Source organism: Citricoccus parietis (genome assembly GCF_042433045.1).
GTDB classification, from domain to species: domain Bacteria; phylum Actinomycetota; class Actinomycetes; order Actinomycetales; family Micrococcaceae; genus Citricoccus; species Citricoccus parietis.
The window spans coordinates 194,227-204,586 of the sequence record NZ_JBHLWH010000042.1; the positions used below are offsets into that span (position 1 = coordinate 194,227).

Annotated in this window: 10 protein-coding genes; 2 read left to right on the forward strand and 8 right to left on the reverse strand. The window is 65.4% G+C overall.

Annotated features, from left to right (window positions below):
• From ACFFIO_RS14995 to ACFFIO_RS15025, 7 genes are all read right to left on the reverse strand, one after another.
• Positions 1–1,149, reverse strand: a complete 1,149-nt coding sequence (locus ACFFIO_RS14995; RefSeq protein ID WP_378043045.1) for an acyl-CoA dehydrogenase family protein — start codon at positions 1,147–1,149, stop codon at positions 1–3.
• Between the two features lie 25 nt (positions 1,150–1,174).
• Positions 1,175–2,239, reverse strand: coding sequence for an NAD(P)H-dependent flavin oxidoreductase (locus ACFFIO_RS15000; RefSeq protein ID WP_378043046.1), 1,065 nt, complete (start codon positions 2,237–2,239; stop codon positions 1,175–1,177).
• 53 nt (positions 2,240–2,292) lie between these two features.
• Entirely contained in the window at positions 2,293–3,081 is a 789-nt protein-coding gene (locus ACFFIO_RS15005) for an SDR family NAD(P)-dependent oxidoreductase (RefSeq protein ID WP_378043048.1), read from the reverse strand.
• A 32-nt stretch (positions 3,082–3,113) separates the two neighbouring features.
• Positions 3,114–4,016 carry an SDR family oxidoreductase gene (locus tag ACFFIO_RS15010; RefSeq protein ID WP_378043050.1) on the reverse strand — a complete coding sequence of 301 codons (903 nt, stop codon included), beginning with the start codon at positions 4,014–4,016 and terminating at the stop codon, positions 3,114–3,116.
• A 94-nt stretch (positions 4,017–4,110) separates the two neighbouring features.
• Positions 4,111–5,253, reverse strand: coding sequence for an acyl-CoA dehydrogenase family protein (locus ACFFIO_RS15015; protein WP_378043051.1), 1,143 nt, complete (start codon positions 5,251–5,253; stop codon positions 4,111–4,113).
• A 39-nt stretch (positions 5,254–5,292) separates the two neighbouring features.
• Entirely contained in the window at positions 5,293–6,093 is an 801-nt protein-coding gene (locus ACFFIO_RS15020; RefSeq protein WP_378043053.1) for an enoyl-CoA hydratase-related protein, read from the reverse strand.
• Between the two features lie 207 nt (positions 6,094–6,300).
• On the reverse strand, positions 6,301–7,779 hold the full coding sequence (locus ACFFIO_RS15025) for an aldehyde dehydrogenase family protein (RefSeq protein ID WP_378043054.1): 1,479 nt from the start codon (positions 7,777–7,779) through the stop codon (positions 6,301–6,303).
• 209 nt (positions 7,780–7,988) lie between these two features.
• On the opposite strand from ACFFIO_RS15025, the gene ACFFIO_RS15030 reads away from it, so the two are divergent.
• Positions 7,989–9,074, forward strand: coding sequence for a zinc-binding dehydrogenase (locus ACFFIO_RS15030; RefSeq protein WP_378043056.1), 1,086 nt, complete (start codon positions 7,989–7,991; stop codon positions 9,072–9,074).
• A 106-nt stretch (positions 9,075–9,180) separates the two neighbouring features.
• Positions 9,181–9,738 (forward strand): TetR/AcrR family transcriptional regulator, encoded by a 558-nt coding sequence (locus ACFFIO_RS15035; RefSeq protein WP_378043058.1) that lies wholly within the window; start codon positions 9,181–9,183, stop codon positions 9,736–9,738.
• A 134-nt stretch (positions 9,739–9,872) separates the two neighbouring features.
• Here the strand turns inward: ACFFIO_RS15035 and ACFFIO_RS15040 are convergent.
• Positions 9,873–10,360, reverse strand: a 488-nt coding sequence (locus ACFFIO_RS15040; protein ID WP_446681845.1) for an AMP-binding enzyme, incomplete at its 5' end; no start/stop codon positions are given.

Consider the following 10,360-nt stretch of genomic DNA (forward strand, 5'->3'; position numbering starts at 1 on the left):
CTACTTGCCGTAGGGCACGAACTGCCGGCCGAACAGCTCCCGGGCGATGATGATCTTCTGGATCTGAGCGGTCCCGTCAGCGATCTCGACGGACAGCACGTCCCGGAGTCGTTGTTCGAACGGGAATTCACTGGAGTACCCGAAATTCCCATGCAACAGCAGGCACTCCTTGATGGCCTGCCCGGCATGGAGCGGCCCGTACCACTTAGTCATCGCCGCCAGTGCCGTGTGCCGTCGGTCCACCGTGCGGTGCCACAGGGTCGAATAGCACAGTAACCGCGCCGCCTCCAGATGCGTGGCATGTTCGGCCAAGGGGAAGGAGACGCCCTCGTACGTCGCCAGCGGAGAGCCGAAGGTACTGCGCTGACTCACGTACTCCAACGTTTCGTCGATGGAGACCTGGGCGCAGCCGATCCCAGTGAGGGCCAGCAGTGGCCGGGTGAAGTCGAAGCCGTTGAGGACCTGGCGGAAGGCCACCCCCTCCTGGACGAGCAGGGCGTCCGCAGGAACCGAGACGTCGTCCAGGTGCAGCACCCCGCGGACCAGGGGCTTCCAGCCTGGGTCTTCAATGGGGGAGGTGGAGATCCCCGGCCCGTCGAGCGGCACGAGGAAAGCGGAGGCGCCCACGTCCTGGCCGTCGCGGACGGTCCGCGCCACCAGGACGATGGCCTCGGCCTCGGGCAGCATGGTCACGGAGGTTTTCTCCCCGCTGATGACGTAGCCCTCCGGTGTCGCGGTGGCGGTGGTGGTGATGGCGCTGACGTCGGAGCCGCACTCGGGTTCGGTGAGTCCCAGGGCCACGTAGATGCTGCCGTCCACCAACCGGGACAGGTACTGTTCCCGGACCCGGTTGCTGCCGTGCTGCGCCAACAGGGAACTCATCAGCATCACCGGAATGGCCGCGTTGGCCATATTGAAGTCCGCGTAGGCGAGTTCCTCGATCACCAGCCCGACGGCGACGAAGTCCTCCTCGGGCAACGGGTTGTGGTCCTGCCCCGCCAGGAGTCCGAAGACGCCCAGATCTGCCACACGGCGGTGCAAGTCCCAGTCGAAGCGGTCGGAGCGGGCCCGCTCCAGGTATCCGGGTGCCAGGTGCTCGGCCGCGAAGGTGCGGACGGCATCCCGGAGCTCCTGCTGTGTCTCGGTCATCCCGAACTGCATGGTGAAATCCCTCTCAGGTCCGGACGGAGGTGGCGCCCTGGAGCTTCGCGGCCAGGTCTCGGAGGATGCCGGCGGCCTCGTCGGCCATGGCCGGGACGAACTCCGCCACACTGATGACGTCGTTCAGGGCCGAGGAGACCTGTCCGGCCAGCACGAGGCCGTTGTCCACGTCTCCCTCGGTCTGGGAGAGCTGCATGGACTCGATCTTCCAGCGCTCCAGCTCCACTTCGGTGGGCTGATCACCCGAGCCGTCGGGGGCCTGCACCGCACCGGAGAGGATCTTCTCGGAGGCGGCGTTCCGCAGGCCGCGGCAGGGACCGTAGACGCCGTTGAAGGCGACGTCGTCGCCCTCCTGGGCATCCAGCAGGGCCTGGATGTAATTCGGGTGCCAGTCGGAGTTCTCCTCGCTGACGATGAAGCGGCTGCCCATGGCGACGCCGTCGGCGCCCATGGCCAGGGCGGCGGCCAGGCCGCGACCGTCCCGGGCGCCGCCGGTGAGCAACACAGGGACGTCCACCGCCTCGGTGACGCTGGGGACCAGGACGAAGGTGTGCACGGCCTTGCTGGGGGCGTGACCGCCCATCTCGAATCCGGCCGCGATGACGACGTCGACGCCGGCCTCGGCGGACTTGACGGCCTGGCGGGTGGACCCGACCTTGTGCTGGTGGATCATCCCGGCGTCCTTGATCGCCTGCAGGTAGGGGCCCGGGAAGCCCGCCGAGGTGGTCATCACCGTGAGCCGGCTGGCCAGGGTGGAGTCGGCCTCGCGGGCGGCGAGCACCATCTTGATGTAGACGTCTGTGAAGGGCAGGACGTTGCCCTCATGGTCCACGCCGACGGGGATGTTCACGGCGAAGGGCCGGTCGGTGAGGCTGGCGCACTCCTCGATGTGCTCGCGGAAGGTACGCGCGCCGGCGTCGATGTCCACCGGCATGCCGGGCATGGAGACCGTGCCCAGTCCGCCGGCGTTGGACACCGCGGCGGCGAGCTTCGGGGTACGGAAGGGGCCGAGGCCCTCCTGGACGATGGGGTGGTCGATGCCGACCAGCTGGGTGTATCGGTTGGAGAGGGGAGGCATGGGAATGAACCTTTCAGGAACCCCGGATCAGCCGGGATGGAAGGATGAGGGAGCTAGCCGGCGGAGATGCCACCGTTGATGCTGATGACCTGACCGGTCATCCGGGCGGAGCCGGGCCCGCCCAGGAAGACGACCATCTCGGCGAGATCTTCGGGCTCGGCCACACCGAGGTGGGCCATGCGGGAGGCCTTCTCGAACAATGACTTGCTGAAGCCGTCGCTCAGGACTCGGTCGGCGGTCGGTGTCCCCGCGATCAAGGACGGGGTGAGCGCGTTGACGCGGATCCCGTTGCGTTTGGCCTCCATGGCGGCGGTGCGGCTGAACATGACGATCGCCGCCATGGCCGCCCCCAGAACCGATTCCCCGGGGGTGGGGACCTTGGCCGCATCGGACGCGATGTTGATGATGCTGCCGCCGCCCTGTTGCTGCATGAGGGGCAACACGGCACGGGTCAGGTACATAGGTGGCAGGGCCTGGCCGTTGACGATCGCGGCGAAGTCCTCGGCGGCGATGGAGTGCAGAAGCTCGGGCCGATAGGCCGCCGAGACCGAGCTGACCAGGACATCGATGGAACCCAGCTGGTCATGCGCCGATTCGATGGCCTTGGCCACCTGATCCGGATGGTTCACGTCCACCGGGACGAACTCCACGGTGGCTTCGGGGTGGCGTTCCAAGACCCGGTCCCGGGCGGCCTCGCCGCGTTCGGGGTTGCGGGACAGCAAACCCAGACGGGTGACCCCGGCTCCGAGGAATCCGAAGGCGGACGCCAGGCCGACGCCGGAGGACCCGCCTGCGATCACGACGGCGGAGTCCTCGTAGCTCTTAACGGTGGGGGTAGACATTGCGGCTCCTAATGGAAGAGGGGGTGGAAGGGTCAGACGCTCCGCTGGGCCTTCGAGGCTTCCGTGGCGGCCTTGGACTTCTCGCGAGCCTCGGCCCAGTCCTCGTCGGTCATCGAGGTCAGTCCGGCGAAGGTGCCCGGGCCGGCCAGCATCTGGCCACCGTCCATGACGATGGTCTGCCCCGTGATGTAGTCGCAGGCGTCCGTCAGCATGAAGATCGTCAAGTTGGCCAGTTCCTCCACGGTGCCGGGCCGGCCGGCCGGCACGGTGTCGAACTGCGTGGCGCCCGCCGACGAGTTCTCGGTGGGGTTGAGCATCTCCCAGGCGTACTCGGTCGGGATCGGGCCGGGGGCGATCGCGTTGATGCGGATGCCGTACTTGGCCCATTCCACGCCCAGGGACATAGTCATGGCATTCACGGCGGCCTTGCCCATCGCGGAAGGCACCACGAAGGCGGAGCCGGTCCAGACCCAGGTGGTCAGGGTGGAGAGCACATTGCCCTTGAGGCCCTGGTCGATCCACCGCTTACCGGCTGCGTGGGTCACGTGGTAGGACCCCTTCATCACGGTCGAGGACACGGTGTCGAAGCCGCGGGGGCTCAGGTCCTTGGTCTGGGCGATGAAGTTCGCGGCGGCGTTGTTGATGACGCCGGTCAGCGGGCCGTGCTCGGTCCACAGCTGCTCCATGGCCGCGTCGACGCCGTCGTAGTCCTTGACGTCCACGGTCTGGACGTGGACGCGGCCCGGAGCCTGAGCCGAGGCCTCCGCAGCAGCCTCCTCGAGCACAGCCTGACGCCGGCCCCAGAGGTGGACCTCGGCGCCGTGTTCGGCCAGGTGCTTGGCGACGCCGCGGCCGAGGCCGGTGCCGCCGCCGGTGATGAGGATGCGCTGGCCGGACAGGATGTCCTGCCGGAACGGTGAGGGGTGCTTCGTCATGGTCTCGCCTTCTTCGGTCTGGATGGTGCTGGAAGGTGACCGGCCGGCGTCGTGCTGGGGATGGGAGGCACGACGCCGGCCGGCAGGGTAGCGCTCAGGGGCGCCCGAGCAGGGCCTTGGCGATGATGTCCCGCTGGACCTCGTTGGCCCCGCCGTAGATCGGCGGGGCGATCGCAGCGCGCAGCTGGGCCTCCATGCCGTATTCCTTGGTGAAGCCGTTGCCACCGTGCATCTGGATCCCCTCGAGGGCTGCCTTCTGCGCGATCTCGGTGCACCGCGACTTGGCCATGGCCGATTCGGAGGACAAGGAGTCCTCCAATCCGGCGTCCACCTTGGCGGCGGCTTCGTAAACGAAGGATCGGGCCATGGAGATGTCCGTGGCCAGGTCGGCGATGCGGTGCCGTAGGGCCTGGAAGCTGGCCAGCTTCGTGCCGAAGGCCTCACGCTCCTTCACGTAGGCGATGGTGTCGTCCAAGGACCGCTGGGCAGCACCCAGGCTCATGGCGGCGATAATGAGGCGTTCCACGCTCAGCCCGCGCATCAGCTGCTTCCAGCCCTGCCCGGCCTCTCCGACGACGGCGGAGATCGGGACGCGCACGTTCTGGAAGAACAGCTCGTTGACCGTGTGCGGCTCCATGGTCTCGATGGCGACCATGTCCAGGCCCGGGCTGTCAGAGGGAACCATGAGCAGGGTCAGCCCCTCGTGCCGCGTCCCGGTGGTGTCCTCGCGCACCAGCAGCAGGATGTTCTCGGCCAGGTGGGCCGCCGTGCACCAGGTCTTCTGGCCGTTGATGACGTACTCGTCGCCCTCGGGTACCCCCTTGCACCGCACGCCGGCCAGGTCGGACCCGGTGTTGGGCTCGGAGAGCGAGATCGCCTCCAGCTTCCCCGCGGCGAGGTTCGTGCAGATGGTGGTTTTCTGCTGCTCGTTGCCCCACTTCAGGTAGGTCTGGGCCGCAGTCAGACCCGTGGAGTAGGAGTGGTTCAGGGACAGGCCCCGGGACGAGGCCTCGAGGAACACCACCTCATCCAGGAAGGTCCCGCCCTGTCCGCCGTACTCCTCGGGTAGGGAGATACCGAGCCAGCCGAACCCGGCCATGTCCGCGAGCACCTTGCGGGACGTGGTCTGGGTGCCGCCCTCAGTCAGGGCATCGCGCTGGGCCACAGTGGCCGTATTCTGCGCACAGTATTCCCGGACGGAATCGGCCAGTGACAGTTGTTCTTCGGTGAGCTGCATGGAAGGGATCCTCTCTGCGGACCATGTGGTGTGGCCGGTTCAGATCTGGTGGGCGCGGAAGTCGGGCTCGCGCTTCTCATTGAAGGCGGTGATGCCCTCCAGGGCCTCCTCGGTCTCGCCGAACAGCCTCAGGGTGGAGTAGGCCATCTGTCCGATCCCGGCGAAGTGCTCGGTGTCGGAGTTGAAGGACTGCTTGAGAACCTTCAGTGCCGTGGGGGAGAGCTTGAGGATCTCATCTGCCCATGAGCGCACCTCGGCATGGAGCTGATCCATGGGGACGGACTTGTTGGCCAGGCCCCAGTCGACGGCCTGCTCGGCCGAGTACTTCCGGCACAGGAACCAGATCTCACGGGCGCGCTTCTCGCCGATGGCGCGGGCCATCAGCCCGGTGCCGAAGCCGGCGTCGAAGGATCCGACGCGCGGGCCGTTCTGCCCGAAGACCGCGTGATCGGCCGCGATGGTCAGGTCGGCCAGCAGATGGAGAACGTGCCCACCGCCGATGGCGAAGCCGTTGACGGCTGCGATCACGGGCTTCGGGGTGTCCCGGATGACCCGGTGCAGCGAGTCGATCTCGAACAGCCCGGAGTCGGAGGGGCCGTAGTCACCGCTCTCCATCCGCTGCTTCTGGTCGCCGCCCGTGCAGAAGGCCTTCTCGCCGGCGCCGGTGAGGGCCACCACGCCGACCGCGGGATCGTTCCACGCCGTCTTGAAGGCCATGACGAGTTCGTCCACGGTCCGGGCTCGGAACGAGTTGTAACGATCGGGACGGTTGATGGTGATCCACGCGAGGCCGCTGTCCACCTCGTAGGTGACGTCCGTGAAGTTCTCGAGAGCAGGCATGATTCTCCTTGATCAGGGCTATTGGTTCTGAAGGGCCACATCGCCACAGGATTTGGCCTTACCATTTACAGACTCTAGACCCGTGAACGATCGTTATCAATGGCTCTCGGACACCCATCGGGAAAATCGGCATGGTCTCTGCCCGTTGTCACCCGGGGATCGCAGCGAGGGAGGGCTCGCGTCATGCGAGCCCTCCCTTGGTGCGTACTACTTCATGTACTCACGGAATGAGCTTGCTGCGCCGGACACGGCTTGACCGATCCCGTCGAGGAACTGCTTGTCCAGTAGCGCGCGTCCGATGAGCCCCTCGGAGATGCCTCGCTCCTGGGTCGTATTCGCGATGGTCCGCTGGTGCGTGAACGTGTCGAACCCGGTCTTGCCGTGGTAGGCGCCGGAACCTGAGTTCCCGGATCCGCCGAAGGGCGCCTCCGGAAGGAAGGCGTGCACGATGCCGTCGTTGAGCGTCACGCCACCGCTGTTCGTTCGCTCGATGAAATCCCGGAAGATCTCATCGTCCTCTCCGTACCAATACGATCCCAGCGGGGTTGGGCGAGCTTGGAGATAATCGATAACTTCCTGGATGTCGTCGTAGACATAGATCGGCAGAACCGGACCGAAGATCTCCTCGTGGGCGATGGAGGCGGTGTCCGGCACGTCCAGGAGAAGCGTGGGGGCGATGCGTCGTGACGCGGGATCGGGCAATGCGGCAAGCTCGTTCTCCGGCGCGATCACAATCTGCGTCGCGCCCTTGGCGACGGCGTCGTCGATCAGACCTACGATGCGCTCGTAGTTTCGGTCGTTGACGATGGAGACGACGCCCGGGTTGTCCAGGAAGTCTGGATAGAGCGCCGTGAACTCTTTGCGCAGCGCGGAGATGAGTTCGTCCTTGCGTCCGCGCGGGACGAAGGCATAGTCGGGGCAGAGGCAGATCTGCCCACTATTGAGCGCCCGTGTCCCCGCGATGCGGTGCGCAGCCAATTCGAGATCGGCGTTCTCCGCAACGATGACCGGGTTCTTCCCACCGAGTTCCAGTGTGACCGGAACGAGGTTTTTCGCGGCCGATTGCGCAACGAGGCTGCCGACTCCGGGAGAGCCCGTGAAGAACAGGTGGTCGAAACGGAGGGTCGCGAAGTCCTTCGCCGTCGTCAGGCCGCCGGTGATGAGGGCGAAATCTGACTCGTCGAAGACTTCAGCAAACAGTTTGGAGAGCAGAGCACCCGTGTGGACATGGAACTCCGAGAAATTGAGCATGACGCGGTTACCCGCCGCCAGCGCGGCCATGGCGGGCTCGAAGGACAGGATGATGGGAAAGTTCCACGCCCCGATGACCCCGACGACGCCCTTGGGTTTCTGTTGGATGAAGCCCCCTGGGATGTCGACGGGCTTCATCCATTCCTCGAGTGATGTGAGGGTCGACAGGACGTCCGGAACCCACGAAGTTGCCTCGAACGCCTTCGTCAGCTCCGGCGGGCGGTGTCCATAGTCGAGGCTGAGGACCTCCGCGATGTCATCGATGTTGTCGAGGATCGTGACCGCCATGCGGCTGACACGGTCCCGACGCGTCTCTGCGGTGACGTGACCCTCTTCCAGGAAGGCTTCTCGTTGCACGGCCAGCACGCGTTCCAGTTCTTCTAGTGTCACGTGATGCGGTTCGATGAGGTCGACGGGGGGAGTTTCCATGGTCATGCTGTTTCTCCTTCTCTCCAGTGGAGCGCCAATGCTCCGATGGACACCTCGATCATCCGTCGTCCCGGCACATTTGGCCAGAAGATTTTAAACATCAGTCCAGAATCTTGTGAACTACCGTTCATGAACCTTATGGTTCGGAAGAAGTTCCGCGGTTGCTCACGCACCCGGTTCGCGATGGCATCGATCAATGACCAAAGGAAGAACCCATGAAAGCGGTAGTCGTCAACGAGTTCGGCGCAGGATTTCACACGGAGGACGTCGGAATCGACGACCCCATCGGATGGGAAGTATTGCTGGACGTCAAGGCATCAGGGCTGTGCCACAGCGACATGAGCGTGGCGAATTATGATCTGGGCTATCCAGTACCGGCTGTTTTCGGGCATGAGGTTGCCGGCGTCGTTACGGGGATCGGCTCCGAGGTCGTCGACTTCGCTGTGGGGGATCATGTGGTGGGATCCCTCATCCAGTACTGCGGCCGTTGCGCGAACTGTCTAGCCGGCCGCAGCTATCGGTGTCTCCACCCTGAGGCGACGCTGCGCACTCCCGAGGAGCCGCCGCGACTGCGGCGTGAGGGTGCCGACGTCACGCAGGGATTCGGGCTGGGGGGATTCGCCCAGCAGGCGCTCGTGCATTCGAATCAGCTCGTCAAGATCGACGATCGGATGCCCTTCCCACAGGCCGCCCTTCTCGGTTGCGGCGGTCTCACCGGAACCGGTGCCGTGCTGAATACGGCACAGGTCCGACCAGGACAGAGCGTGGTCATCGTCGGTGCCGGCGGAGTGGGGCTTCACGCTATCAACGGCGCCGTCATTGCCGGAGCCTCTCCGATCATCGTCGTGGATATCGCCGACGTGAAGCTCGAGAAGGCTAAGACGTTCGGCGCCTCACATGTCGTCAACTCGACGCGGGCGGATCCTGTGGCCGCCGTCAAGGAGATCACCGGTACCGGCGCTGATCACGTTTTCGACTTCGTCGGGATCGGTAGCGTGCAAGAGCAGGGTATCGCGATGCTCACCAACGGAGGGGAGCTCTACGTAATCGGTGTGACTCCAGGTCAGTCGATGACCGTCGACGGCTACGATCTACTCCAGGGTCAGAAGAAGATCACCGGCGTCTACATGGGATCCGGAACCTTGCGTCAGGATGTGCCTGCCTATGTCGACATGTATCTGGCAGGAAAGATCCATCTCGATGAGCTGATCTCGAAGGAGATCTCCCTCGACGAAGTCACCGAAGGGTACGAGTCGCTCAAGGATCCCGCGGTGACCCGTGTAGTCATCACAACGTTCTAGGCCGTTCTGGCAGGTCCCAGCGGCATAGGCTCCTCTTATGTCGATATCTGAGCTGTCTCCGATTGCCGCTGTCCGGGTGACACACGGGGCCTCCCGGGACCCCCGGGTGCGCCGCACCAGAGAGAAGATTTTCCGTGCGGTCGAGACGCTCGTCGCACGGCAGTGCGAGGACATCTCTGTCACCGATATCGTGCATGAGGCGCGGGTGTCGAAGACCTCTTTCTACACGCATTTCGCGAGTCTCGACGAGCTGGCCGTTCAAATCGTGGGCGATGCTTACGAGCATCTCGGCCCGGATGCCGAGGTGTCGGTCGAGCGCGATTCGTTCGAGAATGTGCGGATGCGGTACAGGGCGCTCGTGGAGCATTATGTGCAGCTCCGCCCCTTCTACGTCGCCGTCGTCGCGCTGCACCTCTCGCGCGCTGTGCACACCAACGTTGTTCGCGCGATGGCCGCCGATATCGAACCGCTCATCACCGCCCACCCCGGACTGCCAGCCGGCCTGCGGCCAGAACTGGCCGCGAGCTTCATCGCGAGCGCGGTTGTGGGGTTCCTTGACGAATGGATCGAGGACGACTTCGAGGCGACACCGGAAGAACTGCTCGAGCATCTTATGGCGCTGCTTCCGCAGTGGTACACCGGAGTCCGCGACCTCACCGCCTAGGCGGCTATGGCCAGGAGTTTGGCCCAGCCTCGGCGGGGCTATGCTCCGGCCGCGGGCCGTACCCGTGTGGGGGGGCCACCGGCCGAGGCCATGCTCACCGTGTCTCCGCATTCGAGGACCCCCGGCTGCCCCCGTTATCGCCCCTTCCGGAACCCCTCCGCCTGCGCGGCGTACCAGTCGAGCACGGTGGGGTCTTCTGCGGTGCCGCGGTTGAGGGTATCGGGTCCGGCACCTTGGAAGAGTTTCTTGATGGGTACTTCCATGAGTTTGCCGGTGCGGGTTTTGGGGACGGCGGGGGCCTCGATGATCTCGTCGGGCACGTAGCGGGGCGAGACCTGGGTGCGGATGGCCGTGGTGATGGCCTCCTTCATGGCCTGGTCCAGGGCCTGGCCGGGGGTGGGGACCACGAACAGCGGCATGTAGTAGTCGCCGCCGGAGAGTTCGGCGCCGATGACCATGGAGGCGGCCACCCCGTCCACGCGGTCCACGGCCTGGGTGATGTCGGCCGAGCCCATGCGGATGCCGCCGCGGTTGATCGTCGAGTCGGAGCGTCCATGGATGATGAACTGGCCGCCGTCCAGCTCGGTGACCCAGTCCCCGTGCCGCCACACGCCGGGGAAGT